Source organism: Thermodesulfovibrio sp. 1176 (genome assembly GCF_029946585.1).
Lineage (GTDB): Bacteria > Nitrospirota > Thermodesulfovibrionia > Thermodesulfovibrionales > Thermodesulfovibrionaceae > Thermodesulfovibrio.
Genome location: NZ_JARZRZ010000001.1, coordinates 610,644 through 636,363 on the forward strand (window position 1 = coordinate 610,644; position 25,720 = coordinate 636,363).

At 32.5% G+C, this 25,720-nt stretch carries 31 protein-coding genes; 21 read left to right on the top strand and 10 right to left on the bottom strand.

Annotated features, from left to right (window positions below):
- Window positions 1-2 precede the first annotated feature (2 nt).
- The 5 genes from QI155_RS03355 to QI155_RS03375 all read left to right on the top strand — a co-directional run bounded on the left by QI155_RS03355 (window position 3) and on the right by QI155_RS03375 (window position 3,927).
- Window positions 3-809, top strand: a complete 807-nt coding sequence (locus QI155_RS03355; RefSeq protein ID WP_068861566.1) for a biotin--[acetyl-CoA-carboxylase] ligase — start codon at window positions 3-5, stop codon at window positions 807-809.
- Entirely contained in the window at window positions 803-1,558 is a 756-nt protein-coding gene (locus QI155_RS03360; protein ID WP_068861567.1) for a type III pantothenate kinase, read from the top strand. Before QI155_RS03355 ends, QI155_RS03360 begins: the two co-directional genes overlap by 7 nt.
- A gap of 9 nt (window positions 1,559-1,567) precedes the next feature.
- A complete protein-coding gene (locus QI155_RS03365) occupies window positions 1,568-2,008 on the top strand; it encodes a universal stress protein (RefSeq protein ID WP_068861568.1) in 441 nt (146 codons plus the stop codon).
- 5 nt (window positions 2,009-2,013) lie between these two features.
- Window positions 2,014-3,168, top strand: a complete 1,155-nt coding sequence (locus QI155_RS03370; protein ID WP_068861569.1) for an NAD(P)/FAD-dependent oxidoreductase — start codon at window positions 2,014-2,016, stop codon at window positions 3,166-3,168.
- A gap of 102 nt (window positions 3,169-3,270) precedes the next feature.
- Window positions 3,271-3,927 carry an energy transducer TonB gene (locus tag QI155_RS03375; RefSeq protein ID WP_281321110.1) on the top strand — a complete coding sequence of 219 codons (657 nt, stop codon included), beginning with the start codon at window positions 3,271-3,273 and terminating at the stop codon, window positions 3,925-3,927.
- On the opposite strand, the gene rsfS is transcribed toward QI155_RS03375, so the two are convergent.
- The 6 genes from rsfS to QI155_RS03405 form a co-directional block, all read right to left on the bottom strand.
- Entirely contained in the window at window positions 3,893-4,276 is a 384-nt protein-coding gene (gene rsfS, locus QI155_RS03380) for a ribosome silencing factor (protein WP_281321111.1), read from the bottom strand. The two genes, QI155_RS03375 and rsfS, sit on opposite strands and share 35 nt — an antisense overlap.
- Window positions 4,273-4,995 (bottom strand): 16S rRNA (uracil(1498)-N(3))-methyltransferase, encoded by a 723-nt coding sequence (locus tag QI155_RS03385; protein ID WP_281321112.1) that lies wholly within the window; start codon window positions 4,993-4,995, stop codon window positions 4,273-4,275. The genes rsfS and QI155_RS03385 overlap by 4 nt, the downstream gene beginning before the upstream one ends.
- Entirely contained in the window at window positions 4,996-5,871 is an 876-nt protein-coding gene (gene argB, locus QI155_RS03390; RefSeq protein ID WP_281321113.1) for an acetylglutamate kinase, read from the bottom strand.
- Complete coding sequence (locus tag QI155_RS03395; RefSeq protein WP_068859660.1) at window positions 5,868-6,926, bottom strand: DRTGG domain-containing protein; 1,059 nt, start codon at window positions 6,924-6,926, stop codon at window positions 5,868-5,870. The genes argB and QI155_RS03395 overlap by 4 nt, the downstream gene beginning before the upstream one ends.
- 17 nt (window positions 6,927-6,943) lie before the next feature.
- Window positions 6,944-9,031, bottom strand: coding sequence for an acetate--CoA ligase alpha subunit (gene acs / locus QI155_RS03400; protein WP_068859662.1), 2,088 nt, complete (start codon window positions 9,029-9,031; stop codon window positions 6,944-6,946).
- Between the two features lie 186 nt (window positions 9,032-9,217).
- Entirely contained in the window at window positions 9,218-9,406 is a 189-nt protein-coding gene (locus QI155_RS03405) for a hypothetical protein (protein ID WP_281321114.1), read from the bottom strand.
- A gap of 360 nt (window positions 9,407-9,766) precedes the next feature.
- On the opposite strand from QI155_RS03405, the gene thrS reads away from it, so the two are divergent.
- The 7 genes from thrS to mnmE are packed head-to-tail and all read left to right on the top strand — an operon-like array spanning window position 9,767 to window position 15,670.
- Window positions 9,767-11,617, top strand: coding sequence for a threonine--tRNA ligase (gene thrS / locus QI155_RS03410; protein WP_254045441.1), 1,851 nt, complete (start codon window positions 9,767-9,769; stop codon window positions 11,615-11,617).
- A 29-nt stretch (window positions 11,618-11,646) separates the two neighbouring features.
- A complete protein-coding gene (gene infC / locus QI155_RS03415) occupies window positions 11,647-12,120 on the top strand; it encodes a translation initiation factor IF-3 (protein WP_254045444.1) in 474 nt (157 codons plus the stop codon).
- Window positions 12,121-12,179: 59 nt separating this feature from the next.
- Complete coding sequence (gene rpmI, locus QI155_RS03420; protein WP_068859670.1) at window positions 12,180-12,380, top strand: 50S ribosomal protein L35; 201 nt, start codon at window positions 12,180-12,182, stop codon at window positions 12,378-12,380.
- A 15-nt stretch (window positions 12,381-12,395) separates the two neighbouring features.
- Window positions 12,396-12,536, top strand: coding sequence for a 50S ribosomal protein L34 (gene rpmH, locus QI155_RS03425; RefSeq protein ID WP_012545609.1), 141 nt, complete (start codon window positions 12,396-12,398; stop codon window positions 12,534-12,536).
- Window positions 12,536-12,742 carry a membrane protein insertion efficiency factor YidD gene (yidD, locus tag QI155_RS03430; RefSeq protein WP_348650826.1) on the top strand — a complete coding sequence of 69 codons (207 nt, stop codon included), beginning with the start codon at window positions 12,536-12,538 and terminating at the stop codon, window positions 12,740-12,742. Before rpmH ends, yidD begins: the two co-directional genes overlap by 1 nt.
- 4 nt (window positions 12,743-12,746) lie before the next feature.
- Window positions 12,747-14,291, top strand: a complete 1,545-nt coding sequence (gene yidC / locus QI155_RS03435; protein WP_281321116.1) for a membrane protein insertase YidC — start codon at window positions 12,747-12,749, stop codon at window positions 14,289-14,291.
- Window positions 14,288-15,670, top strand: coding sequence for a tRNA uridine-5-carboxymethylaminomethyl(34) synthesis GTPase MnmE (gene mnmE / locus QI155_RS03440; protein WP_083200057.1), 1,383 nt, complete (start codon window positions 14,288-14,290; stop codon window positions 15,668-15,670). The genes yidC and mnmE overlap by 4 nt, the downstream gene beginning before the upstream one ends.
- On the opposite strand, the gene QI155_RS03445 is transcribed toward mnmE, so the two are convergent.
- The 4 genes from QI155_RS03445 to QI155_RS03460 form a co-directional block, all read right to left on the bottom strand.
- On the bottom strand, window positions 15,671-16,555 hold the full coding sequence (locus QI155_RS03445; RefSeq protein WP_068859676.1) for a peptidyl-prolyl cis-trans isomerase: 885 nt from the start codon (window positions 16,553-16,555) through the stop codon (window positions 15,671-15,673).
- Window positions 16,556-16,681: 126 nt separating this feature from the next.
- A complete protein-coding gene (locus QI155_RS03450) occupies window positions 16,682-17,044 on the bottom strand; it encodes a hypothetical protein (protein ID WP_068859678.1) in 363 nt (120 codons plus the stop codon).
- Window positions 17,041-17,685, bottom strand: coding sequence for a cytochrome b N-terminal domain-containing protein (locus QI155_RS03455; protein WP_068859680.1), 645 nt, complete (start codon window positions 17,683-17,685; stop codon window positions 17,041-17,043). The genes QI155_RS03450 and QI155_RS03455 overlap by 4 nt, the downstream gene beginning before the upstream one ends.
- On the bottom strand, window positions 17,682-18,155 hold the full coding sequence (locus tag QI155_RS03460; RefSeq protein WP_281321117.1) for a ubiquinol-cytochrome c reductase iron-sulfur subunit: 474 nt from the start codon (window positions 18,153-18,155) through the stop codon (window positions 17,682-17,684). Before QI155_RS03460 ends, QI155_RS03455 begins: the two co-directional genes overlap by 4 nt.
- 92 nt (window positions 18,156-18,247) lie before the next feature.
- Between QI155_RS03460 and QI155_RS03465 the strand changes: the two genes are divergently transcribed.
- The 9 genes from QI155_RS03465 (at window position 18,248) to QI155_RS03505 (ending at window position 25,716) form a co-directional block, all read left to right on the top strand.
- Window positions 18,248-20,440, top strand: coding sequence for a molybdopterin-dependent oxidoreductase (locus tag QI155_RS03465; protein ID WP_281321118.1), 2,193 nt, complete (start codon window positions 18,248-18,250; stop codon window positions 20,438-20,440).
- 1 nt (window position 20,441) lies between these two features.
- Window positions 20,442-20,999, top strand: coding sequence for a 4Fe-4S dicluster domain-containing protein (locus QI155_RS03470; protein ID WP_068859686.1), 558 nt, complete (start codon window positions 20,442-20,444; stop codon window positions 20,997-20,999).
- Window positions 20,999-21,985, top strand: a complete 987-nt coding sequence (gene nrfD, locus QI155_RS03475; protein WP_068859688.1) for an NrfD/PsrC family molybdoenzyme membrane anchor subunit — start codon at window positions 20,999-21,001, stop codon at window positions 21,983-21,985. The genes QI155_RS03470 and nrfD overlap by 1 nt, the downstream gene beginning before the upstream one ends.
- 42 nt (window positions 21,986-22,027) lie before the next feature.
- On the top strand, window positions 22,028-22,282 hold the full coding sequence (locus QI155_RS03480; protein WP_068859689.1) for a hypothetical protein: 255 nt from the start codon (window positions 22,028-22,030) through the stop codon (window positions 22,280-22,282).
- A 212-nt stretch (window positions 22,283-22,494) separates the two neighbouring features.
- The gene (locus QI155_RS03485) at window positions 22,495-23,286 is read left to right on the top strand and encodes a hypothetical protein (RefSeq protein WP_281321119.1); all 792 of its coding nucleotides are present in this window, start codon (window positions 22,495-22,497) and stop codon (window positions 23,284-23,286) included.
- A gap of 15 nt (window positions 23,287-23,301) precedes the next feature.
- Window positions 23,302-23,622 carry a Sec-independent protein translocase protein TatB gene (gene tatB / locus QI155_RS03490; protein ID WP_068859693.1) on the top strand — a complete coding sequence of 107 codons (321 nt, stop codon included), beginning with the start codon at window positions 23,302-23,304 and terminating at the stop codon, window positions 23,620-23,622.
- 6 nt (window positions 23,623-23,628) lie between these two features.
- Window positions 23,629-24,423 carry a twin-arginine translocase subunit TatC gene (tatC, locus tag QI155_RS03495; RefSeq protein ID WP_068859695.1) on the top strand — a complete coding sequence of 265 codons (795 nt, stop codon included), beginning with the start codon at window positions 23,629-23,631 and terminating at the stop codon, window positions 24,421-24,423.
- Window positions 24,407-24,670, top strand: coding sequence for a hypothetical protein (locus QI155_RS03500; protein ID WP_068859697.1), 264 nt, complete (start codon window positions 24,407-24,409; stop codon window positions 24,668-24,670). The genes tatC and QI155_RS03500 overlap by 17 nt, the downstream gene beginning before the upstream one ends.
- A complete protein-coding gene (locus tag QI155_RS03505; protein WP_068859699.1) occupies window positions 24,667-25,716 on the top strand; it encodes a DUF933 domain-containing protein in 1,050 nt (349 codons plus the stop codon). The genes QI155_RS03500 and QI155_RS03505 overlap by 4 nt, the downstream gene beginning before the upstream one ends.
- Window positions 25,717-25,720 lie beyond the last annotated feature (4 nt).

Genomic DNA, 25,720 nt, shown 5'->3' on the forward strand with positions numbered 1-25,720 from the left:
TTATGGAATTTACAGCGGAAGAAATAAAAAAAATAATATCTTCAAAAATATCAGAAGTAGGAACAGAGATAGTTATTTATGATGAAGTAGAATCTACTAACAGCCTTGCCTATGAACTTATTAAAAAAGGATATCCATCCGGTACAGTTGTTATAGCTGACAGGCAAACAAAGGGGAAGGGGAGGTTAGGAAGAAAATGGATTTCTCCAGAAGGAAAAAATCTTTATATGAGTATTGCTATAAAGCCTAATATTACACCTAAATATGCTACTTTAATAACCCTTACAAGTGCTGTTGCCTGTACTACTGCATTGAGAAGATATGCGGAAATACCTGTAATAATTAAATGGCCTAATGATATGCTTGTTGATCATAAAAAAGTTGGTGGGATTCTTACGGAGATGAAGATAGAGGGTGAACGAATTAAAGCAGTTGTTGTTGGTATAGGGATTAACGTAAATATGGCTGAAGATGATATCCCAGAAGAGATAAAAGAGATTGCTACATCTTTGAGAATCTGCAAAGGAGAAGAATTTTCCAGAGCCATGTTAGCATCGGAAATAATAAAAGAGTTTGATAAATGGTATCAGTTGCTTGAAAAGAAAAACAGAAAAACAATAATAGATAGATGGATGCAATTAAGTGGCACTATTGGTAAACAGGTTAAAATCGTTCTTACTGATAGAGAAATAAGAGCTGTAGCAGAAGCAATAGATGAAGAGGGTAGATTGATTGTTAGACTGCCTGATGGAACATATGAAAAAATAAGTGCTGGAGATGTTACTTTACTTAGGGATAAGGAATGTTAATCGGAGTTAAAATTGGTAATTCCACTTTCAAAACTATTGAATTTGAAAATCCAGAAAATAATAATTTTTCAATATTATATCAATGTTCTTTAGATAAATTAGATTGGATTGTTCTGGAAAGAATAATAAAATTCAAAATTTCTGCATTTAAACCTGATTGTATTATATGTTCTGTTGTCCCTTATATTTCCGAAAGATTTTTCAGCGTATTTAAAGACCAATTTAATAGAATTTTTAATATAAACAGCAAATTAAGAACTGGACTTTTATTAAAAGTTAATAATCCAGAAAAATTTGGCAGTGATCGATTGACATGTTGTGTATCTGCCTATGAATTATTTAAAGAAAATATTGCTATCGTTGATGCAGGAACAGCTACAACAATTACTGTTGTTACAAAAAATGGTGAAATTCTTGGTGGTGCAATAATGCCAGGGATAGAAATGATGAATTATTCATTACATGAAAAAACAGCTCTTTTGCCGATAGTAAATCTTTCTGATTCTGTATACCCTCTTGGTAGTGATACAGATTCAGCCATAAGAAGTGGAATTATTTTAGGAACTATTTATGGTATAAAAGGAATCATAAAGGAAATTGAACAATTTCTAGATATTAAACTGAAAATTATTCTCACAGGAGGGAATGCAGAATTAATCGAGAAGCACATAAATTTTCCATATGATTATTTACCACATCTTGTATTTGAAGGTATGAGATTGATATACTTAAAAAACATAAAAAATTAGGAGGGTGTTATGAAGTTTCAAAAAATTCTTTTACCAACAGACTTTTCTGATGAGTCATTGTATGCACTTTCTTATGCAGCAGACCTTGCAAAAATGTTTAATGCAAAATTATATCTTCTTCATGTTATTTATGATATTGAAAAAGCATCAAATCTACATATTCCTCATCCATCAATTACAGAGCTTTATAAGGATTTAGAAGCCCATGCAAAGAGAAATTTGGATTCCTTTGGAATTGATATGGTTGAAGGATTAAAGGATGTTGAGACTGTTGTAAAACGAGGGATACCCTATGAAGAAGTTATTAAATTTGCATCCGAAAATGGTATTGACTTGATAATAATTGGTACTTTGCCAAGAAGTGGTGTTGAAAGATTTTTTGTTGGAAGTACAACTCAAAGGATTATAAGAAATGCACCTTGTCCTGTGCTTGTGGTAACTAAAAAATAATAACTATGGATTATGAAGTTTTAGTTGTAGGTGGAGGGCCTGCTGGTTCATCCGCCGCAATTTTTCTTTCAAAAACAGGCATTACTTCATGTTTAATTGAAAAAAATTTACAGTTTGACAAGCCCTGTGGAGGAGGAATTCCCTCTGCAGGGTTAAAAGATCTTGATTTATTAGATGAAGTAAAGAAGGAATTGAGTTTTAATATTTTAAAAAAAATAAAAATTGTACCCCCATTTTCTTCTCCCATTGAGGTTTCTTTTAAAGGTGGTGAACTTTTTATTTTTGAAAGAAAAGAATTTGATTCTTTTTTAAGAGGATTGGCTAAAAAAAGCGGTGCTGATATATTAGAAGGAGAATTAATAAAAATAGAGAAAGGCAAAAATAATATAGAATCAACAATAAAAACAAAAGCAGGAGATGTTAAAAAAATATATTCAAAATATGTTATTGCCGCAGATGGAGTTAATTCAAGGGTATGTTCTCTCATAGGAATAAAAAAAACTCAATATTTTTGGACTGTAAGTTTTCACATGCCTAAATTAGATATTAATCCAGACAGCCCATGTGAATTCTGGTTTGGTAGCTCCCATGCTTCTTATTTTTATTCATGGGTTTTCCCAGGAAAAGATTATTTTTCTGTTGGCACAGGTGCAGAAAAAGTTACTCTCCTTAGAGGCTTCATAGAAAATTTTGTTAAAAAGCGATTTCCTTCAATTTCTACTTTAAAGGATTTTAAATTAAGAGTCTATAAAATACCTCGCTGGAGCAAAAGAAAATTTTTTAAAGATAACATTATTTTTTGTGGAGATTGTCTTGGGTTAGTAATGCCTGTTTCTTTTGAAGGAATTTATTATGCAATGAAATCAGGACAGTTTGCTGCTGAAGCAATCAAAAAGAAAGATTTAACTCTTTATGAAAAACTCTGGAATGATAGATTCGGAAGACAATTTTATATAATGAAAAAGTTTCAAGACTACATGTTTGGAAATGATGAAAGAATTGATCAATGGTTAAACATCCATAGAGACCCTAATATTCAAGAGATTGCAATGGCTTTATGGCTAAGAAAAGAAAAAGGTAACCATTTAATTCCTCTGTATTTCAAAGCCTTCGGATCTTTTATTTCAAGAATATTTAAGAAACACATCTCTAACAGTTAAAATAAATATGTGAAAAGGGCAATTGTTTATTCTTTAATCTTCCACATTTTACTTTTTACTCTGCTGACTTTTGTTCAAAAGAATGTAAAAACAAAGGAGTCTTTGCCAGAACCAATTTCGATTTTAATATTACCACAAAAACCAGATACCATGGAGCAACTAAAACCAAAATCTGTTCCGAAGAGCTTAGAAAGAATACATCCTTTAAAATTGGACAGACAGCCTAAAACTTTATCTTCTATTCCAAAGGGACAATACGGAACTGAAGAGATAAAAAAGGAATCGGCTAAAGAAAATATAAATCAAACATTTAAAGAAAATGTTCAATCTAAAAATTTAAAAAAAGAACCTGATATTTTTGATAAAGATATAATTGCTAAACTATCCAAACACCAAAAAGGAAAAGATGAAGAGATTGAAAGTTCAAAGGGTTTGAGTTTTTCAGCAAAGGAATTCAATGACTGGGGTTATTTGCAAAGATTAAAGGAAAAAATAGAGCGAGTATGGCAGTATCCTCCACAGGCAGCAGAAAGAGGAATTTATGGGGATCTTTACATAAAATTTACCATAGATAAAAGAGGAAAGCTTATATCTGTTGAATTACTCAGGACATCAGGTTATAGAATGCTTGATGATGCAGCTATTAAAGCATTAAATGATGCTCAACCCTTTTGGCCCTTACCAGAGGAGTGGCAAAAAGACAGCTTAACTATAACTGGACATTTTATCTATACACTGCGCGGGTTTTATCTGAGATAGAAGATTCAAAAGGAATTCTTGGTGCATCTAACCACAGACGTTCAAGGTCATAGTAATGTCTTGTTTCTTCTAAAAATATATGGACAATTACATCCCCATAATCTAATAAAACCCAGTGAGCATATTTAAATCCTTCAATATGCAGTGGCTTAAATCCTTCTAAATCCATTTTTTCTTCAAGATACTCAGTTAGAGCCTTCACCTGTGTTGTGCTGTCAGCAGAGCAGATTACAAAGTAGTCTGTTATTATAGTAAGATCCTTTAATTCAAGAATTTTAATGTCTACAGCTTTTTTGTCGTCAAGGAATTTTGCAATCTGTAAGGCTTTTTCTTTTGATGTATATGTCATTTTTTAATTATATCATAATTTTGTAATAAAAAATTAAGTATTGATAAAGAAACTATCGAGGCAGTTTCAGCTCTTAATATTCTTTTGCCAAGAGAAGCTGTTTTTATTCCTTTTTCTCTTGCATTTAATATTTCTTTTTCAGAAAAGCCGCCTTCTGGTCCGATTAATAAAAAGATTGGTTTAGATATATCTAACTCTTTAATTAAAGATATTAAAGAGTTTTCCTCCTTCTCCCAAAAAAGTAATCCATTGTCAATTTTATTAATCAGATTTTCAAAGTTGGTTAAATCAGATATCTCGGGCACAAAATTTCTGCCTGACTGTTCTGATGCCTCTTTTGCTATTTTGCGCCATCTTTCAATTTTGTTTGTATTTTTTAAGATACATCTTTCACTTACAAAGGGAATTATTTTTTTTACACCAAGCTCAGTTGTCTTTTGAATAATCATATCCATTTTTTCACCTTTGAGTAATGCCTGACAAAGAATTAAAGAGAATGGATCTTCAATATCCTTTTTGTCTTCTTCTATAATTTCAAGTTTATTTTTATCTATAATTTTTGCTTTAAAACTTTTACCTTTTCCATCAATTACAATAATTGAATTCCCAATCTTAAGTCTTAAAACATTAAAAATGTAGTTTCTGTCTTCTTTGGAGATTTCAACGATTTTATTTGGAAAAATTTCAGTATAGGAAATAGTAAGTCTAATCTCTGTCATTTAGAGAATAATTTCTGTCCCTACACCTTTTTTTGTAAAGATTTCAAGAAGAAGACTGTGAGGAACTCTACCATCAATTATGTGGGCTTTTTTTACTCCTCCTGTTAATGCATTCAAACAGGCATAAACTTTTGGAATCATTCCACCAGTAATAATTTTTTCTTCGATCAACTTTAAAGATTCGTCGATTTTTAAAGTAGGAATATGATTACCTGAGTTATCAGAAATACCTTTTACATCAGTAAGCAGTATTAATTTCTCAGCACCAATAGCAACAGCAATACTGGATGCAACTGTATCTGCATTTATATTGTAACTGTTTCCCTGTTTATCAAAGCCAATTGGAGCAATAACTGGGATAAATCCATCTTTGTGAAGACTTTCCAGAATATCTATTGAAACATGCTCAATTTCTCCTACATAACCAAGATCTACATTTTTTTCATTTATTTTTATATTTTTTTTACTTGTCTTTAAGAGATTTCCGTCTTTTCCTGTAAGTCCTATGGCTTTACCTCCATGGGCATTAATTAACTGGACAATTTCTTTGTTTATTACACCTCCAAGAACCATTTCTACTATTTCCATGGTTTCTTTATCAGTAACTCTATGCCCATGTATGAATTGAGGTTCTTTTCCAAGTCTTTTCATCAATTCACTTATTTTAGGACCGCCACCATGAACTACAATTGTTCTTATTCCTATGAAGTTCAATAAGACTATATCTTGGGCAAAACAATTTTTAAGTTCTGGTTCCTTTTGAGCAGCTCCACCATATTTAATTACAAAAGTTTTTCCGTAGAACTTTCTTATGTAAGGAAGGGCTTCAATAAGAGTATTTGCCTTTTCTAGTAATTCTTTTTCAGATTCACTCATTGTTTCACACGTCTAAGAAATTCTTCTAAATCAAACTCAGTACTTACTAAATCCTTAGCTTTCATAGCTTTGTTTTTTTCTCTAATTACAGCTTTACCCATTAATTTCTCCATTCTGTCTACAGCAGTAAAAGTATCTAATGCGGTAACAATGATAGGAATTCCCTTTGCTCTTGCTATGCCTGTAACAGTTTCACTTACATGCATACCGCCTGTAAGTATAAGGCACTTTGTAGATGTTTCCATGGCAACTAATTGAATGTCTGTTCTATGAATTCCAGTTATTACAGCCTTATTGGGTATCCGTAGAAAATAAGACAAAGCTGTTTCAGGATCCATAGCTCCAATTGAGAGATTTTCAACAAATTCATCTAATTTATCCTCACAACAAACAAGACCTCCATTGATTGCTTCCATAAGTCTTCTTACTGTTACTGCTTCGAGAATTTTATCTTTTTTAAATATTCCTAAGACCTTTATGCCTCTTCCTTCCATAAAGGGAACTACTTTTTCTTTGACATGATGGTACTGCTCTACAGGAACTTTATTTATCACAGCACCTATAAATCTTTCACCGCTTAAATCTTTTATGCCAAATATATCATCCATTGCAAATTCGCTATCCCAATGTTGAATTGCTATAACTTTTCCCTTTGTATCTTTGACAAGATTTATTGCATCAATCCCAAGACAGTATCCTTCAAAAATATTATTTGCTCCCACAATAATCAAAAAATCTTTGTTGTTTTGTTCTGAAATAGCTTCTTTAACTTTTTCTTTGATTCTTAAATCTTCACCATTAAGTAATCTGTATTGAGTTTCATAGGTAAATACAAAGGGAGAAATGATATTTAAAGGGTCTTCAAGCCCGAGCATTTCTTTTATAAAAAATGCCTCTTCATCATAAACCTCTTGTCCTTTTTTAAATGGTATTCTACCAAGAGGTCTCATATATCCCACATTGTAACCTTTTTCTTTTAAAGTCATTGCTAATCCTAAGGCAAATAAATTTTTCCCTGTAAATGCTCTGTTTGATATTATAAAAACGGGTATCATTTTGTCCTCCCTATACCCTAAATAATTATTCTTGCATCTAATCCTATACCACCATTATTCATAACGAGATAAGGATTAATATCAACTTCCTTTATTATTGGAAAGTCTTCAACTAATCTGGAAAGCCTTCTTAAACAATTTGCTATATCCTTTTTGTCATAGGGTTTTTCACCTCTTACTCCATCAAGAATCCTGCTTCCTTTAATTTCATTTATCATATCAAAAGCCTCTTCCTCTGTAATGGGGACAATTCTAAAAGAAACATCTTTCAATACTTCTACATAAATACCACCTAATCCAAACATAATCATATGACCAAAAGTTCTATCATAACTAACACCTAAAATAACTTCTTTACCTCCTGTAACCATTTCGTAAACCATAACTCCTTCAATAAAAGCATCTGGCATAAATCTTTTAACATTAGTAGTAATTTCAATAAAGGCATTATATACTGCCTTTTCATTGTTTAAGTTTAATTTAACACCTCCTACATCGGTTTTATGAAGTATGTGAGGAGATGAGATTTTCATGACCACCGGATATCCGATTCTTTCTGCTATTGCAACTGCTTCCATTGGTGTTTTTGCAAGAGCTCTTTCAGGGAAAGTAAAACCGTATAATGATAAAATTTCTAAAGCTTCTTCTCCTCCTATTTCTGAAATTCCGCTTTCTTGCATTTTTTTGATAATTTTTTCTACTTTTAAAATATTTTCTTGAGGTATTGGTAATGGGTGTTCTTCTGATATTTTTTTGTTTTTAAGTTCAACAAAGTTAATTAATTTACTATATGCATTTATGGCAACAGAAGGATCAGTAAAATTAGGTATTCTGTTTTCTTTAAGTTTTTTTATTGAATTTTTTATCCTCTGACCTCCAATAAAGGTAGTAAAAATCGGTTTATCTGTCTTATTTGATGTAGCAATAACAACATCAGCTACATTGTCAACATCTGTCATTGCTTGTGGAGTTAGTATAACGCATATTCCCTGTACTACTTCATCTTTTATAGCCTGTTCTAAAACTACCTTATATCTATCAGAAGTGGCATCTCCTATAACATCAACAGGATTATACAGAGAAGCACTTGAAGGAAGTTTTTCAGCTATTGTATCTATGGATGCTCTACTCATCGGATCTAATTTTATTCCAAGTTTATCTGCTGTATCTGCAGCAATAATTCCAGGACCACCTGCGTTTGTAATAATCAAAAGTCTTTTACCCTTAGGTTGTTTTTTAGAAATAAACATTTCTGCTGTATCAAAAAGTTCTTGAATCCCATTAACTCTTATTATTCCTGTTTTCCTGAAAGCCTCTGTAAAGGCTCTATCAGAACCTGCTAATGCTCCTGTATGAGACGAAGCTGCTCTTGCTCCTGCTTCAGTTGCACCTGATTTTATCAAAATAACAGGTTTTATTTTTGTAACTTCTTTGGCAATATTTAAAAATTTCTTTCCATCAACAATATCTTCAATATATCCTAAAATTACATCTGTATCAGAATCCTTTGCAAAGTATTCTAAAAAGTCAGTTTCATTAAGGTCAGCTTTGTTGCCAAAACTTACGAACTTAGAAAAACCAAAGTTATTCTCCAATGCCCAGTCTATTATTGCTACTCCTAATGCACCAGATTGAGAGAAAAAGGCTACTCTTCCTTCTGGTGGCATCTCAGCTGCAAAGGAAGCATTCATTTTTATTTTTGTATTCATTACACCAAGACAGTTTGGTCCAACCATTCTCATCCCCGAGTTTCTTACAATAGAAATAATTTCCCTTTCTCTGTCAACACCCTCTCCGCCAACTTCCTTAAATCCAGCGGTTATAACAACTACGCCTTTTACTCCAGCTTTACTACAATCCATTAATGCATCTGCAACAGCTTTAGCAGGGATAACTATTATAGCGAGGTCAATCTTATCTGGTACTACTGAAACAGAAGGATAACAGGGAAGAGATAAAATCTCATTCTTGCTCGGATTTATTGGATATATTTTACCTACAAAGCCTTGCAATAGATTTTTTAAGACAGCATGTCCTACTTTTTTTTCTTCTGCAGAGGCACCAATTACAGCTATTGAATTTGGATTAAAAATAGCATCAATCATAAATTTTTAAATTTTATCATGGGAATATATTAAAAGTAAACTAATATGAAGATATCATTAAGTAAGGCATACTTAATAAATTATCAATTTTTAGTGCCTAAAGGATGGATTTGCTTTGAATAAGAAAAAATTAGTGAGCTTTTTTATAATTGCCTCTAATTATAAAGTTCTACCTCAGTTTCGTTTTCATATTCTACATATATTATTTGAATGAAACTCCCTGATGATTTTTTCAGCTTCTTCTGGTGTTTTGCCACTATTAATTAAAATTCTTTTAATATCAAGTTGCAATTTTATTAACTTCTTTTCAATCTCAGTGAATTCAAACTCATCATCTTGGGATACAAAGGTGCAAAGCCCCTTTGAGAGTTTCATCATAAACTGCTAAGCCTGCTCTTACCGTTATTTCATCTTTTGTGTGGGATAACTTGAAAGAAAGTATAGTTTGTTTTATCATATCGATGAGCCTTTTTTTATTTATTTAATCTATCGGAGGATATTTTATATCACCCTTAAAATTAAAATCTTATAAAAAGGAGGCTCACTTTTTTATATGCCTATCGGCAATTTCAGGATAAACCTAAAATTGCCGATAGAAATTTCAGGGTAATAGTTGATTATGGATAATGATTTAGATTAATATATCTTGGTAAGAAATTTTTTTGGAGGTTTAGGATTAAACTTAAGAAAGAAGATAAAGTAATAGAAATTAGTTCTGATGACTTGAAAAAATTTTTGATAGATAATCAGGCATTAGCTATAAAAGTTAATGGGGATCTTAAAGATTTATCAGTAATATATTCATTAAATTCTAATGATGAAATTGAGATAATTCATATTAACTCTAAAGAAGGTCTTGAAATCCTCAGGCATAGTACTGCCCACATAATGGCTCATGCTGTGAAAGAATTATTCCCAGAGGTAAAAGTTACAATTGGTCCAGCAATTGAAGAAGGTTTTTACTACGATTTTGATAAAGAAACACCTTTTACAGAGGAAGATCTTCAAAAAATAGAAAAGAAAATGCAGGAAATCATAAAATCAAGAAAACCATTTATAAGAAGGGAAATCTCAAAGGATGAGGCGGTTAAACTTTTTGAATCTCTTGGTGAAACATATAAAATAGAAATTTTAAAAGAAATAGAGGATGACAAAGTTTCTATATATGAAGAGGGTGGTTTTATTGATCTTTGTAGAGGACCTCATATACCTCATACAGGTATGGTTAAAGCTTTTAAGCTTTTAAGCATTGCTGGTGCCTATTGGCGTGGTGATGAAAGAAATAAGATGTTACAGAGAATTTACGGTACTGCTTTCCCAACAAAACAAGAACTCGATGAATACTTAAAATTTCTCGAAGAAGTTAAAAAAAGAGATCACAGAAGACTTGGTAAGCAACTTAGGCTTTTTGATATAAGTGAAGAAGTAGGACCTGGACTTATTATTTGGTTACCAAATGGAGCAATGGTTAGAAAGATAATAGAAGACTTTTGGAAAGATGAACATCTAAAGGCAGGATATCAACTGCTTTATACGCCACATATTGCAAAACTTGATCTTTGGAGTAAAAGTGGACATCTTGATTTCTACAGAGAAAACATGTTTTCGCCTATGCAAATTGATGAAGTTGCATATCAACTTAAACCAATGAATTGTCCTTTTCATATTCAGGTATATAAGTCTGAACTTCGCAGTTACAGAGATCTTCCATTAAGATTTGCTGAACTCGGAACAGTTTACAGATATGAAAGATCAGGAGTATTACACGGACTTTTACGGGTTAGAGGATTTACTCAGGATGATGCTCATATATTCTGTACAGAAGAACAACTTGAGGAAGAGATTCAGAAGGTTCTTGATTTCACAGTATTTATTTTATCAACCTTTGGCTTTGACAACTACGAAATATATATTTCAACAAGACCTGAAAAATATGTAGGAACTCTTGAAAACTGGGAAAAAGCAACCTTTGCTTTGCAACAGGCTTTAAAAATGAGAAATCTACCCTATCAGATTGATCCTGGAGAAGGAGTTTTCTATGGGCCGAAAATTGATATAAAAATAAAGGATGTATTAAACAGAGCATGGCAGTGTAGCACAATTCAGGTTGATTTTAACATTCCAGAGAGATTTGATATAATTTATCGAGGGAAAGATGGACATGAACACAGACCTATAATGATACATAGGGCATTAATGGGATCACTGGAGAGATTTATTGGAGTATTAATTGAGCATTATGCAGGAGCTTTTCCCACCTGGCTAGCACCTGTTCAAGTTGAAGTAATGTCTATATCAGAAAAACATGTAGGTTATGCAAGAAAAATTTATGATATTCTTATAGAGAGAGGAATTAGGGCAAAATTGAATATAGAGAATGAAAAAATAGGATATAAAATACGACAGGCAACCATTGAAAAAATACCTTATATGCTTATATTGGGTGATAAAGAAGCTGAAAAAAATAAGATTACTGTTAGAAGAAGAAATGGTGAAAATTTTGAACTTATAGACACTGAAAAGTTTATTGACTTTATAACCAAAGAAATAAAAACAAAAAAACAAATTTTGGAGGTGGTACAATAGCAACAAAAGACATTAGAGTAAATGAAGCCATTAAGGCAAAGGAAGTAAGATTAGTTGATGAAAATGGAAAACAACTTGGTGTATTAAGTATTAAAGAAGCAATAGCAATAGCAAGAGAAAGAGGTTATGACCTTGTAGAAGTTGCTCCTAATGCAAATCCCCCTGTATGTAGAATAATGGATTATGGAAAATACAAGTATCAACTTGAGAAAAAAACTTCTTCTAAAAAGACAGCCACAGTAAAAGAGATAAAAATAAGACCACAAATTTCAGACCATGACCTTCAACTAAAAGTAAAGCATATTAAAAGATTTTTAGAGGATGGAGATAAAACAAGGGTTACTTTATTTTTCAGAGGACGAGAGATTGTTCATCCTGAGCTTGGTATGAAAGTTTTTGATAAAATTAAAGCTCTTCTTGCAGGTTTTTCTCATAAAATTGAGCAAGAACCTCGTCTTGAAGGAAATAATATGAGCATGATTATAGCTCCTGGAAAAGATTGATAATTTCATCAGAATTTTATTAAAATATTTGTCTAAACTTAGGTAGGAGGATACTGTTTATGCCAAAACTAAAAACCCACAAAGGAGCAGCTAAAAGATTTAAAGTTACTGGCACTGGTAAAATTATACGTAGAAGAGCAAATAAAAGTCATTTGCTCACAGGTAAACCTTCAAAGAGGACAAGAAAATTAAGACAGTCTGCCGTAGTTCATGAAACTCAGTATAAGTCAATAAAAGCAATGATTCCTTATAAATTTTAATCGGGAGGTTAAAAATTGGGAGCCTATACAACCTATCATCCTCATAAGCTTAAAAAGAAAAGAACACACGGTTTTCTCAAAAGAATGAGCACACCAGGTGGAAGAAGAGTTATAAAAAGAAGAAGAGCAAAGGGTAGATGGAGATTAACTCCTTAATATCTAAATTTTTTTTAATTTTAATAAAAATTTACAGGAGGTTTATATCACCGATTATGCCTCCTTGTTGTAGATTTTATCCGACCTGTTCAGAGTATGCTGACCAGGCAATTAAAAAATATGGAGCAAAGGGGATCTTACTTACTATTAAAAGAATACTTAAATGTCATCCCTTTCATCCTGGGGGATATGACCCATTAAGGTGAAAATATGGAAAATCAAGGATTAAGAGCATTTTTAGCAGTCCTTTTAAGTATGGCTATTTTATTTGGGAGCCAGTATTTATATACAAAATATTATCAACCACAGACACAACCCGTTCAACAGACCGAAGAGACAAAAAAGGAGGAAAAACTATCTCCATCACCAATCCTTCAAATTCCATCTGCTAAGAAGGAAGAAGCAAAACCAGTAGTTAAAGATACGAAATATAAAGAAGTAACTGTAGAAAATGAAGTTTTTAAAGTCGTGCTTTCAAATGAAGGAGCAACTATAAAATCCGTTGAACTTAAAAAATATAAAGATTCAAAGGGAAATCCAATTCATTTATCTTCTGGTCAAATCCCAGCAATTTCAATTATTAAGGATGGCAAATTTGACTACACAAAAATTATTTTTAATGTTGATGATTCAAAGGCATCCTTTAAAGATTCAAAGGAAGCCATTGTAGTATTTAACTACAGTGATGAAAATGTTTCAATTAAAAGGATTTTCTCTTTTAATAAAACCGATTATTTAATAGATGTGAAAGAAGAAATAAGTGGTATAGGTATTTACTATGTAACCCTCGGTTTGAATTTTGGAATTTTTGACAAGGAGAATGCACCCCATTGGGGTCCTGTAATATTGAAAGAAGTTGATCGAATAGAGCTTAATCCATCAAAAATAAAGGAGCCTGTATCATACATGGGTGATGTAAAATGGATTGCTCAGGAAGACAAATACTTTTTCTCTGCAATTGTTCCTGTTAGCAAAGCAAATCAATTTTTTGTATTGCCCTATAATGGAGATGCCCTTACTGCAGTGGAATTTCAGGATGGAATAAATCATTACAAAGTTTTTGCATCCCCTAAGGACTATGATTATCTTAAAAAGTTTAATTTGGGACTTGAACATATAGTTGACTTTGGATTTTTCTCAATTATAGCCCTCCCACTTTTTTGGTTTTTAAAGCTTCTACACAGTTTTGTTGGTAATTATGGTGTTGCCATAATAATTCTTACCATAATTGTAAGAATTCCCTTTATTCCTATAGTTAATCGTGGGCAGAAGTCAATGCAGAAACTAAGCGAACTTCAACCAAAGTTATTAAAATTAAAAGAACAGTATAAAAATGATCCTCAAAGACTTCAAAAGGAGATGATGGAACTTTATAGAAAATACAAAATCAATCCAATGAGTGGATGCCTCCCAATATTGCTTCAAATTCCTGTATTTTTTGCTCTCTATCAAATTCTTACATTAGCAATAGAACTAAGACAGGCTCCTTTTATGTTATGGATACAAGATCTTTCAGCAAAGGATCCTTACTATATTCTCCCAATTTTAATGGGTGCTACAATGTTGATTCAACAAAAAATGACTCCTTCTACAGCAGATCCAACTCAACAGAAAATAATGCTTATTTTGCCAGTAGTTTTCACATTTTTGTTTCTTACTTTCCCTTCAGGACTTGTTCTTTACTGGCTTATAAATAATATATTTGGTATAGCTCAACAGTTCTACATAAATCAGAAAATTAAAAAGGCTAAGTGATTTTTTCAGAGTTTGACACAATTGCTGCCATAAGTACTCCTTTAGGAGAAGGCGGAATAGGAATAATCCGTTTAAGTGGAAAAGAAGCAATTTCGATTGTAAATAAAATTTTTAAATCTCCTAAAGGAGTGAATCTCTCAGATGTAAAAACTCACACTATTCATTATGGCTTTATAGTTGATCCTTTAACCAGACAGAGAATTGATGAGGTTTTAGTTACTGTTATGCGTGCACCAAATACATATACAAGAGAGGATGTTGTTGAGATTAACTGTCATGGAGGATATTTAACCTTAAAAAGAATTCTCGAACTTGTTTTATCTCAAGGTGCCCGTCTTGCTGAACCCGGTGAGTTTACAAAAAGAGCATTTTTAAGAGGTCGAATTGATTTAAGTCAGGCTGAATCAGTAATTGACCTTATCAGGGCTAAAACTGACCAGGCTCAAAAGATTGCTTTAGAGCATTTAAGTGGTAGACTGTCTGAAAAAATTAATGAATTGAGAGACTCACTTATGAGAGTTTGTGCCCATGTGGAAGCATATATTGATTTTCCTGAAGAGGATATAGATGGTCTCACAGAAGAAGAGATAACACAACAAATAAATTGCTTAAAAGAGGAGATAAAAAAACTCATTGAAGGATATGAAGAAGGAAAAATTTATAGGGAAGGACTTACAACTGCTATTGTAGGCAAGCCTAATGTTGGCAAATCCTCTCTTTTAAATGCTTTGTTAATGAAAGACAGAGCAATAGTAACAGAAATTCCAGGAACTACAAGGGATATTATTGAAGAATATGTAAATATTAAAGGAATACCTCTTAAAATTGTTGATACTGCCGGTATTCGTGAAGCCCATGACTTGGTAGAAGCAGAAGGAATAAAAAGAAGCTTGAAGGCAGTGGAATCAGCTGAACTTGTCCTTTTAGTCATTGACAGTAGCCGAAGTATTGACAGGCTTGATGAAGAGATAATAAACAAGGTAATTCATAAAAAGGTTATTGTTGTAATAAACAAAAAAGATATAAAAAGCACAGAATTTCATTTGCCTGAATCTTTAAAAGATAAACCAGCAGTTGAAATTTCAGCTTTAAATGCAGAAGGCATAGAAGATTTAAAGGAGCTTATTTTCAATACAACAATTTCTGGTAAATATGAGAAGGAAGGTATAGTAGTTACAAAGTTAAGACATAAACTTTCTCTTGAAAAAGCCTTTGAATCATTAAATAATGCCTATGAAAGTTTCAAAAAAAGAGAGCCCCTTGAGATTACTGCTATGTTTCTCAGAGAGGCTCTAAATTTCCTTGGTCAGATTGTTGGTGTTGTAACCACTGAAGAGATATTAAATTTAATCTTCAGTGAATTTTGTATTGGTAAATAGTTATTTTGCCTGCTGGGGTAGTTGTCCAGTCTTACCTCCAATTAAAGCCTGATTGAGCATTTCCTGTAAAGCCTTTTCATTAACTTCGACTTTATGTTTCTTTTTAAGTTCATCAATATAACTATTGAACCAGTCCTGCTGTTTTTTGGCTTTTAGTTGTTCCATTAGTTGAGTTTTTATTTGCTCAAAATCAACTGGGGTTCCTTTGACATCAGTAACTTTAAATATATAGAGGTCTCCTTTTAAATTCATAGGCATGCTTACTTGACCTTTTTTAAGACTGAATGCAACATTTTCAATTTGTGGAGCAAGTTGTCCCTTTTTGAAAAATCCCATATCTCCACCAGAGGCTTTTGTTTTTTCATCTTTGGAAAGTTCCTTTGCAATCTTGGCAAAATCTTCTCCTTTGTCAACTCTTTCATAGACTTTTTTAGCTTCTTCTTCATTTTTTACAACAATCTGGCTTAATCTAACCTCTGTTGGATTTATAAATTGTTCTTTATTCTTATCATAATAATCTTTTGCTTCCTTTTCTGTTACCTGTTGAATATTTTTTAGTTCCTGTTCAATCAACATGTTAATGAGGGTAATTTTCTTAAATTCTTCAAGTCTTCTTTTAAATTCCTCTGATTTGGCTAAATCTTTTTTCTTAGCTTCTTCATATAAAACTTCCCTTTTAATTAGTTCATCTTTTAGTCGATTAACACCCTCTGGAGTTGCAAGAAATACCTTTGTTTGAGGCGGAAGGCTTTTTATATCCTCCTCAAGGTCTTTTTTAGTAAGTTTTGATGAACCAGCTTTTACAATAACTTCATCCTTTTGTTGACTGCAGGAAAAGATAAATAAAACAACTATAAAAAATGCAAGAAATTTAAGAAACTTCATTAGTTTACTCCTTTCTGATAATTTTTCCTTTAATTTAACATTAAAATTTACATTTAAGCAAATAAATATTTTGCCCTTTGACTTTATCCATCTCTTCCTTCACCCAAGATAATTATTAACCCTAATCTATTGATAAAAAACTTCAACAAGGGTACCGATTAGAAATATTAAAAAAAACAGAAGTCCTAATAAAGCAGTCAATTTCCAGCCAATGTATCTTTCAATCCATGGAATGAATATAAGAAATCCAACAATAAACAAAGGAATGACAATTCCTCCAATAAAAACCATATCAGTTGAGAAAAATCTCAATAACCAAAAAATCCATAGATAATACCATTCCGGTCTTGGCTGATAGGCTGAAGTAAAATCTATTTCTCTGCCAATCACAGGAGGAAATAAAAAAGCAAGCAAAAGGATTATCTCAAATGTAACAATTGCAAAAAATAAAATTTCAATTAAGTAATCAGGATAAAACTTTTTTTTCATAATGGTTTTGATATACCAAGTTTTTTTATCATATGAAAATGTGCCCATAAAAGAATTGCTAAGATTAATGGAAACCAAAGTACATGGAAACTATAAAATCTGGCAAGAGTTACACCAGTTACCTCATATCCGCCCCTAATAATTAATAACAAACTTTCACCAATAAAAGGAATAGACCCAATAATATTTGTTCCTACTACAGTTGCCCAATAGGCTTTTTGATCCCATGGAAGAAGATATCCTGTAAAACCCTCTAACATAACAATAAAAAATATAATAACTCCAACAATCCAATTTAACTCTCTTGGAGGTCTGTAACTTTTTGTGATGAAAACCCTTATGGAGTGAATAATAATGCTTATGATTAAAACATTGGCAGACCATTTGTGAATTCCTCTTATTAATTTACCCAGATATACTTCTTCATGAATTCTTTGAATGCTCAAATAGGCTTCTTTTTCGGAAGGTACATAATGAAGGGATAGAAAAAGTCCGGATATTAAACATAATAAAAAGGCTGTAAAGGCAATTCCGCCAAAACAGTAAAAATAGTTAATTCCTTCTGGAATCTCTCTTTCAAAAATTCCTCTGTGAGCTGATTTTAATCTGAATCTATCAAGAAACCAATCAATGAAATTCATATTTTTATTCCAATAAAAATCCTGTTATTTTCTATTTTAACTGGAAATCTTATAAGATTTTCCTTTGGCGGACCTTCAATTACCTTTCCTTCAATATTGTATCTGCCTGCATGACAGGGGCATATGAACTCATTTATGTTTATGTCAAAATTTACAAAACATCCAAGATGAGTGCATACAGGCGATAGAGCAAATATTGAATTGTTATATTTTACAAGAAATATTTTTATAGTCCTTTCCTCATCAATGGCTATATCAACTTTTTTAACTCCTTCTTTTGGAATTTTGTCATTGGAGATTTCAAAAAAATTGTAGGGCTTGTTTTTCGGTTTTTTAGGCTTTAAAAAAATTAAAACTGAGAGAACAAAAACAAAACTTGCTATAATAAAAAATAAATTTATAACTTTTTTTAAAAAAAGCCTTCTTCTTGAGTTATGTAACTGATTGTCTTTAAAATCAATATTTTTCATACCCCCATATCCTATTGTGAAAATATATTGACAAAAAAATTTTTTTTAGATACCATTTATATATAGTATAACAAAAGCAAGGGGGTGAGGGTATGAGTATTACCCGACGAGATTTTTTAAAAATTGCAGCAGTAACTGGTGGCGTTGCAGTTGCTGGAACACCAGTAGTAAAGTCAGTTTTAGCCCTTGGTAAAAAACCTGTTTCATTACCCCAATATGTTCCTACAACCTGTGAGATGTGTTTCTGGCGATGTGGTGTAATTGCAAAGGTTGTTGATGGAAAGGTTGTAAAGCTTGATGGGAATCCTATTCATCCAAACTCTCGTGGAAAATTATGTGCAAGAGGGCATGGAGGAATTGGGCTTCTTTATGATCCTGATAGATTAAAAACGCCTCTTATTAATACTGGTAGTCGAGGAGAAGGAAAGTTTAAGAAGGTTTCATGGGATGAAGCTTTGGGTTATGTGGCAGATAAAATGGAAAAAATTAAAGAAAAATACGGTGCAGAATCAATAGCTCTTCTTACACATGGAACAATTTCAACCTATTTTATCCATCTTCTTCAAGCCTTTGGCTCACCAAATTTTGCATTTCCTTCCTTTGCATTATGTAGAGGTGCTCGTGATACTGCCTTTGAAATAACTTTTGGTGAAGCAGTTGGTAATCCAGAAAGAGTTGATATTCAGAATAGTAAAGTAATTGTTCTTATAGGTAGTCATCTTGGGGAGAATGCCCATAATTCTCAGTGTCAGGAGTTTGCAGAGGCAGTAGGTAAGGGAGCTATTGTAATTGTTGTTGACCCAAGATTTTCAACAGCTGCAGGAAAAGCAAAATATTGGCTGCCTATAAAACCAGCCACTGACCTTGCACTTTTGCTTTCATGGATTAATGTAATAATAAATGAAGGACTTTATGATAAAGAGTATGTTGCAAAATATACTGTTGGATTTAATGAAGTTGCAAATGCAGTAAGAGAATATACTCCAGAATGGGCTGAAAAAGAAACAGATATCCCAGCAAGTTTAATTATTGAGACAGCTCGGATTATGGGGAAAAATAAACCCAGTGTTTTAATCCATCCAGGAAGACATACCGCATGGTATTCAGATAATGTACAACGTCAGCGTGCTGTTGCCATACTTACAGCCCTTTTAGGTGCCTATGGAAGACCAGGTGGAATTTATCTTAATCCAAAGAAAAAGCTTGAACCTGTATTTCTTTCAGATAAAGATTATCCTGACCACCAAAAACCAGAGATCCATAAGGGTAATTATCCCTTTGCAGGTGAAGAAGGTTTAACTCATGCAATTGTTAAAACTACATTAACAGAGCAACCCTATCCTATAAAGGGCTGGTTTACCACAGGAATAAACATAATTAAGGCAATGCCTAATCAGAGAGATACTTTAAAGGCTATTCAAAAACTTGAGCTACTTGTTGCAGTGGATATGATGCCCTATGATGGTGTAATACTTGCCGATGTGGTACTTCCAGAATGCACCTATCTTGAGCGCCACGATGATTTATTTACAGTGAAAGAGAGAGCCTTTGGAATATCAATCCGTCAGCCTGTTGTCCAGCCAATGTATGATACAAAACCAGGATGGTGGATAGCAAAGGAACTTGGTAAAAGACTCGGACTTGAAGATCACTTTCCATGGAATACTTTTGAAGATTTCTTAAAAATGAAGTGTGAAACATGGGGAATAGATTACAGCGAGCTTACAAAAAAGGGTTATATTAGTTTTCCAGAAAGTGAAAAACCTTACATATCAGCTGATAATGAGCCAAAATTTAAAACACCTTCAGGAAAAATTGAGCTTTACAGTAAAGAACTTAAAGATAAAGGATTTGATCCTGTTCCAAAATACACAAGACATGAACAACCTCCTGAAGGGTGGTTTAGACTTATCTATGGTAGATCTCCAGTGCATACATTTTCGAGGACAACCAATAATCCTTCTTTGTGGGAATTGATGGAAGAAAATACAGCATGGGTCAATGCAAAGGTTGCGAAAAGAAAGGGGCTTAAAAATGGTGAATATATTGTACTTATAAATCAGGATGGAGTTAAATCAAATAAAGTAAGAATAAAAATAACAGAGAGAATTAGACCAGACTGCATATATCTTGTCCATGGTTTTTCATCAACTTCAAAACTTTTAAGAAAAGCTTATTTAAGAGGTGCCGATGACCAGCAACTTATAACAAGATATGACATTGACCCAATTGCAGGAACTGTTGGAATGAGAGTTAATTTTGTAAAGATTGCCAAGGAGGTCTGATATGCCAAGATATGTTATGGTCATAGATGTTGAAAGATGTATTGGATGTATGGCATGCGTTATTGCTTGTAAAAAAGAGAATGGAGTTGCTGATGGATATTTTAGAACAAGAGTTGTTGAAGAAGTAAGAGGTGAATTTCCATATTTGAGAATGGAACAAAGGTCAGAGCTTTGTAATCACTGTGAAATAGCACCCTGTATTGATGCCTGTCCAACAAGAGCTTCTCATAGAGCAAAAGATGGAACAGTTCAGATTGAAAAGAAAAAATGCATTGGGTGTAAAGCCTGTATTTTAGCCTGCCCCTATGATGCAAGGTATTCTACACCAGAAGGTGTTGCTGATAAATGTAGCTTTTGTGAACACAGACTCAAAGAAGGCAAAAGTCCTGCTTGTGTTGAAACATGTCTTGGACATTCAAGGATATTTGGTGATTTAGATGATCCAAACAGTGAAGTATCACAGCTTATTAAAAAATACGATGCTTCAGTGAGACTTGAATTCGCGGGAACCCGTCCAAGAGTCTTTTACATTAACAAAAAATTTGCAGGAGGTCTATAATGATAGAGCTTAGTATTACAGGAACAAATGCTATTACCTTTCCCCATCTTGAAGTTTGGGATTGGAGAATTGTAATTTACTTATTCTTAGGAGGTCTTTCAGCTGGAATGCTTGTCATGTGTTCAATTGCAAATTTGAGGATTCCTAAACAACCTGTTGAAGAGCTTGCTCAATGTGTTAGAGCGCCCTTTATTGCCTTTATAATACTTTCTGTGGGTGCCCAATTTATAATCCTTGATCTCGGTGCACCTTTCAACCTTTACTGGGGTTATTTAACTTTTCAGCCTCTTTCTCTTATGTCTTGGGGTACCTGGGGAGTCCCTGCTGTTTTATTTGCAAATGCACTTTACATTTTAGCAGTTATTCCTAATGAGCAGAGACATCGTCTAAGATTTCCATTTCTTATAAAAATTTCTGAGAAACTTGTACCTAAAATGAGACCAATTGCAAAGTTAAATTTCGCTATGGGAATATTTCTTGGAATATACACTGGTGTTCTACTTAGTTCCTTTGCAGCAATCCCTCTTTGGAACAATGCTACACTGTCAATTTTATTTCTTGTTTCAGCTCTTTCTTCAGGTGCTGCAATGATTGTTATTATTGCTAAAAAAGCAGAGATTAAATTTCTCTTTACAAAAATTGATATATGGTTAATTGTTGCAGAACTTGTTGTGATAGCTTTGTTTTTCTATGGATTATATACATCGACTGCTCCATATAAAAGGGCAATTGAACCCTTTTTCTCACTAACAAGTGAACATTTCATATTTACTATTGCCCTTATTTCTATATTTCTTTTGCTTCCTTTAGCGTTAAGAATTAAACTTGGAGAATTAAAAGAGTTTGAAGATGGTTTTCATGGTGAATTTACCCGTGCTCAAATTTTTAGAATGAATTTTGCAGCTATATTAGTACTTACAGGAACATTGATTTTAAGAGCAGCAATAGTTTATGCTGGGCAGTTAACAAAACTTTCATTTTATTGATATAATCTAACCAAATCCTAAAAAGAAAGGAGGTGAAAGGGAATGAAAAAAATATTAGCAATAGTAGTAATGTTAACCTTTGTATTTGGTTTTGTTGTCTCTTCCTATGCAGCCAATATTAGCGGAACCATAACCAATATTGACGGAAACAAGATAACCGTTAAGAAAGCAGATGGAAAAGAAGTTACTGTTGAACTTAAAGTTGGTGACAAAATAACAATCAAGCAGGAAGTACCAAAGGAAAAGGCTAAAGAAGGGACAGCACCAAAGAAAAAGAAAGCAGTAGAAGGCTGTTAAAAAATTTTTATAGGGAGGGGGGGTGTATTTATCCCCCCTATAGGATATGCAGATAATGTTATATTTCAACATTCAAAAGTCCTTCAGTATAGAAGTCCTTTCAAGAAAAATCAGAGAAGTTCTTGAAGGAAAATAATAGAATCAATCTTTCATCAACTAAAATTTTCAAACATAAATTGACAGATTTTAAAAATTTTGATATGCTTACCTAAATGAAGAAGTTATTTATTTCGTTTTTGATTATAATTGTTTTTAGTTCACCTGCGTTTTCATTTGACAGAAAGGGATTTTCACCAACAGCTCCCTTTGCAGTTTTTTCAACCTTTTCTGCAGAATCTCCGAACAGAAATCAGGTTGCCATTGACCTTAATTTTGATTTTACAAGAGAGCCAGCTATAAAAAGATTGAATCTAAATCTTTCTTATGGATTAACAGATAGAGTTGAAATTATCACCAATCTTCCCTATAACATTTCTTATAAAAATTCCTTCAATGACAATGGAGCAGAAGACCTAAATTTTGGATTTAAACATAGATTTATTGATGAAACAACTTTTTTGCCAGCCTTTGCTTATATGCTTTATTTATCAGGTGATATCGGGCATGAAGATTTTTCAACAGGCGGTGGATTAGGTGCAGGTTTTGTTATAACCAAAAAGATAGGTCCTGTTAAAGCCCATGGAAACATAATTTATTTCAATCCCGAGAAAGAAGGATTAAATGAATCATGGAATATTAATCTTGGTTCAGAGTTGAAGATAAGTTACAATTCAAAGATTTTATTTGAAATAATTGGCAGAAAAGCTATTAATAAAAATAAAATAGACCTCCTTGAATGGCGGCTTGGTTATAGAGTCAGGGTAACAGATTTTTCATATACTTCTGTAGGTATTGGTTTTGATATAAAAAACAGAACTCCAGATGTTAGATTACTTTTTGGTGTAACTGTTCTTTTCCCCCAAGAAAAGAAAAAGTTAAAGAAAATTGTAGATGATGTTCATTAATGTTATAATAAATTCATGTTTGATTTAGGAATTCAGGAGTTAATTGTTATATTCATAGTGGCATTATTAGTTTTTGGTCCTAAGAGACTTCCAGAACTTGGCTATTCATTAGGAAAAGCACTTAATGAAGTTAAAAAGGCTTTTCAGTCTGCAAAAACAGAAATGGAAAAGGAAATCGAAGAGGTTAAAGAAACCGTTGAAGAAGCAAAAAAAGATATAAAAGATCCTCTACAATTAAAAGATGAACTTTTCAAAGATATGCCAAACCTTTCTGATTTAAGAATTGATAAACATATTGAAAACATTGCCAAAAGAGAGATTGAAAAGAAGGAGTAAGAATGGATGGAAGAACAAAAGATGTCTTTAATAGAACATCTTTCAGAGTTAAGGAAAAGAATTGTTGTATGCCTTGTTGCTCTGTTAATTGCCTTTTTGATTACCTTTAGTTTTTCTGAATATATATTTAAGCTTTTACTTTTTCCTCTTAATTATTCCCCTCAACTTTCATTGAAGGAAGGATTAGTTTTTGTTCCTGATCAGAAGCTTCAAAATACAAAGCTTGTATTTTTGGGACCTGCAGAAGCTTTTTGGATGAATATGAAGATAGCCCTTGTAAGTGGTTTTATTCTTATAATTCCTATAGTTTTTTATCAGCTTTGGAAGTTTATTTCCCCAGGGCTTTATCAACATGAAAAAAAATATATTATTCCCTTTGTTTTAAGTGCCTCGGGTCTTTTTCTTGTTGGAGTAACCTTTTGTTATTTAATAGTGCTTCCATTTGCAATGAGTTTTCTCCTTAATTATAAGGTAGGAGATTTTCTCATGCCCATGCTTTCTGTGGGACTTTATATAGATTTTCTCTTAAAGTTTTTACTTGCCTTCGGTTTTGTATTTGAACTACCTATTCTTATTGTTATTACTACCAGAATGGGTTTGATAACTCCACAGACACTGAAAAAATACAGAAAGCTTGCAGTGATTCTTGCTTTTGTTGTTGCTGCAATTATTACTCCCACTCCCGACGCTTTCAATCAAACATTGATGGCTGTTCCAATGATTATTTTATATGAATTTGGTATCTGGGTTTCAATTATATTAAATAAAAAGAAGGGGCAAGATAATGGAGGGCAGAACTAAGTCTTTACAGGCAATTGCCTCTGATATTGCTGAAGGATTTGTTATAGTAAATCCAATTTTTTTAAAAAAATTTAAAGAAAGAGAGCTTAAAGAACTTCAGGAAGCATTAATAAAAAAGGAAAGACAAATTCGAGCAGAACCGTTTCCCTTCAACGATGCCTTTCAAATCAGACAGAGAAATATGAAACTTCAGCGAATTGCTCAAGCTATGGTGGTATTAAAAAATTTCCTTGAAGGTAGAATATGAAAATAGCTCTCATTGGTTTTTCTAACTCTGGCAAAACAACTCTTTTTAATGCAATTACCCATCAAAAAATTGATACATCACCTTCAATAACTCCTCCTGATGTAATTCACAAAGGTATAATACAGGTCGAAGATTCAAGATTAAAAAATATTAGCGAACTTGTTAAACCAAAGAAGACAACCTTTGCAACAGTTGAATGCATTGATACTGCTGGACTTTTAAAAAACAATCCAGTTCATAATTCAAAGATAATAAAAAATATAACAGAAGCAGATGCTTTAATATATGTTTTAAGGGGATTTGAGGATTTATCTATTCCCTATCAGTTTGATTCAATAGATCCTTTAAGAGATTTTTCAGAACTTGAGTATGAATTTTTAATCATTGATTTAGATTTGGTCACTAAACGAATTGAAAGAATGGACGAACAAAAAAAGAAAGGACAAAAAATAAATGAAAGAGAAAGGGAGGTTTTAATTTTTTTGCAAGAACATCTTGAAAATGGAAAACCTTTAAGAACAGCCCAAATATCAGATGAACAATTTATTGAAATAAGACATCTGAATTTTTTAACTTTGAAACCTCTTTTAGCAGTAACAAATGTAGATGAGAAAACCTTCAATTCCGGTAAATACAAAGACTTAGATTTTATAACGATTTGTGGAAGCCTTGAAAGCGAAATTTCTCAACTTCCATATGATGAAGTATATAATTTTCTGGATGCTATGGGAGTAGATGAACCAGTTAGTAAAAAAATTATAAAAAAAGTCTATGAAATTTTAAATTACATAACATTCTTTACAATAATTTCTCAAGAAGTAAGAGCCTGGAGTATTCACAAAGGAACAAAGGCTGTAGAAGCCGCAGGTAAAATTCATTCAGACATTCAAAGGGGATTTATCAAAGCAGAAGTAATATCTTATGAAGATTTTCTATCAGTACAGGGAGACCTTGGTTTAGCTAAACAAAAAGGAATTTTACGATTAGAAGGAAAGGAATACGAAGTAAAGGATGGTGATATAATAACATTCAGATTTAAAGTTTAATCTT